This is a genomic window from Pseudomonas sp. FSL R10-1339 (genome assembly GCF_009600545.1).
Lineage (GTDB): Bacteria > Pseudomonadota > Gammaproteobacteria > Pseudomonadales > Pseudomonadaceae > Aquipseudomonas > Aquipseudomonas bubulae.
Map to the genome: position 1 here is coordinate 1 of NZ_WIVQ01000192.1, position 2,371 is coordinate 2,371.

The following is a 2,371-nucleotide window of genomic DNA, read 5'->3' on the forward strand; positions in this document are numbered from 1 at the left end:
GTAACTGATCCATAAACCTCACCTATCCAAACAGGCGGCGTCTGAGGTGGGGAGGAATCAAATCATGCTGGCGCGGAGGCCATTCACGGCGCAGCTACTTCATTTTTTGTGGCTTGATATCCACCACCGTCCCCGCTTGTACGTTTTTGATCGGTGAAAGCAAGTGCGGCGAAATATTCCAGCGTTGGCTGGTGTCGGTTACCACTGTGACGGTCTTGCGGTTGAACTTCATAACGGTACCGGACAGGCGCTCACCACTGGGTGAGTCGAAGCTTACCCGTGCTCCTGGATGGAACTGCATCATCGATTTATGAGCTTCCAACGACTCCAGCATCTTCAGCCGTTCGATAATGTGATGATTCAATGTCACTAACTCATCGACACTCAGATGATCAATATTGATACTCATGATGCCCTCCAATTCCAGGGTAGTAGCGCCTCAACGTCTTCAACCGACTCAGCCTGCGGTAATCGCTCCAGTACATGGCGCAGCCACGTATAGGGCTCCTGGCCGTTTGCCTTGGCGGTCTCGACCAGACTGTAGATCTGCGCACTGGCTGCGGCGCCCTTGGGCGTATCGCTGAATAGCCATGCTTTGCGACCGATCACAAATGGTTTGATTGCTCTTTCGGCGGCATTGTTGTCGATCGGTAAAAAGCCAGCCTCTATATAACGCTCCAGCCGGCTCCAGTTACTGGCCAGATAATTGACCGCTTTACCCAAGGCGCTTTGCGCAGTGACCTGCGGTTGAGTTTTCTCCAGCCAATTTTTTAACTGGCTGAGCACCGGCAAGCTCTGTTCCTGGCGACCGGCAAAGCGCTGTTCATCTGTCATCTCTTTCAACCCACGCTCGATGCCGTACAACTTGTTGATCATCGTCAGCGCAACATCGGCTCGACCGGCTTTGCCCTTGGGCTGCACTTTTTGCGCATCTACGAACTTGCGCCGTACATGGGCCATGCAGGCCAAACGCTCGATACCCGGCTGCGCGCCCAAAGCGTTATAGCCGGCGTAATCATCGGTCATCAGATAGCCGCGATAGTCGGCGAGCAGCCGCAACGGCACCTCCTGCGCTCGGCTGGTGGTGTAGTCAAACAGGATGACTGGGCGCTCCGGTGGGCCACTGGCTTGTACCCACATCCAGGATTGGCTGGTCGGGTCTCGGTCTGGCTCTTTCAGCACCTGCACTCGCGTTTCATCGCAGTGAACAATCGGACTCTCCAGTAACCGATCACGCATCAGATTCAGCAGTGGCTGGAAGTGTTCGCAGCACTGGATCACCCAGCGCGCCAAGGTTTGACGCGGGATATCGACACCGTGACGAGCGAGGACTTTTTCGAAACGGTGCAGCGGCAGGCCATCGACGTACTTAGTGGTCAGCAGCATCGCCAATACGCTGGGGCTGGCCATGCTTTTTTCGATCAGTTGCGCGGGTTTGTCGGCGGTGACCGGTGCTGTTTCGCAGCCTCGGCAGCCGTAGACCTTGCGGATATGTTTGATCACCCGGATCTGCATCGGCACGATCTCCAGCTGTTCGCTGGTTTCTTCACCGATGGCGTGTCTGCGGCAACCGCAAGCGCAGGTCAGTTCGTGCTCGGAGAGTTCGTGGATGACCTCGATGCGTGGCAAGTCAGCCGACAGTGGCTTGCGTTTGCCACGGCGCTTGGTCGGGGCGACAACTTCTTCGTCAGCTTCAACGGGCGCTGGCGTGTCGATACTTTCGGCTTCATTAAACAGCAGCAGTTGTGGCGTCGCCGGATCAGCGGTTTGCTCTGACTTGCGCCCGAACAGGCGCTGACGAAGTAGCGCATTCTCTTCTTCAAGAAGAACGACCTTCGACTGCATCTGAGCAAGTAATTGCTTGAGCGCAGCCAGGTCATCGGGAAGGTTGTCGGACATGGAAATCATGTCCCGGATTATACCCAATCAAGCAACAAATCGCGGCGTCAAAACCTGATGCGGACGGTTGCGCCAGAGATCAAAACCGTCGAGCAGCCAGTTCAGTTCCTGAACCGTCAGCACGATGGCTTCGTCGGTGGCATTGGGCGAGGTTTTGAAACGCTCGGACTCCAGGCGCTTGAGCCAAAGGCAGAAGCCGTTGCGCTCCCAATAGAGGATTTTCACCCGATTACGGGGGCGATTCAGAAAAACAAAAAGTACCGGGTCGAATACCGCTACCTTGATATCCAGCTCGACCAGGGCCGCGAGGCCGTCGATGGATTTTCGAAAGTCCACGGGCTTGGGGTATAGGTACACTTTTTCGACTTTGGCGTCGGGACGCATCATGACGGACTGGCTCCAGAAAGAAATCGGGAGCACAGCATCGGACATCAGGTTTCGGCTTGGAATGTGGGCTTCATGGAGCGCTTAC

The 2,371-nt window shown here is 55.7% G+C and carries 3 protein-coding genes; all 3 read right to left on the bottom strand.

The window, feature by feature from the left end; genetic code table 11:
- Window positions 1–94: 94 nt before the first annotated feature.
- The 3 genes from GHO03_RS24180 to tnpB are packed head-to-tail and all read right to left on the bottom strand — an operon-like array spanning window position 95 to window position 2,286.
- Window positions 95–409, bottom strand: coding sequence for a hypothetical protein (locus GHO03_RS24180; RefSeq protein WP_129444071.1), 315 nt, complete (start codon window positions 407–409; stop codon window positions 95–97).
- Window positions 406–1,908 (bottom strand): IS66 family transposase, encoded by a 1,503-nt coding sequence (locus GHO03_RS24185; RefSeq protein ID WP_048391261.1) that lies wholly within the window; start codon window positions 1,906–1,908, stop codon window positions 406–408. Before GHO03_RS24185 ends, GHO03_RS24180 begins: the two co-directional genes overlap by 4 nt.
- 18 nt (window positions 1,909–1,926) lie before the next feature.
- Window positions 1,927–2,286, bottom strand: coding sequence for an IS66 family insertion sequence element accessory protein TnpB (gene tnpB, locus GHO03_RS24190; RefSeq protein WP_048391263.1), 360 nt, complete (start codon window positions 2,284–2,286; stop codon window positions 1,927–1,929).
- Window positions 2,287–2,371: the final 85 nt, after the last annotated feature.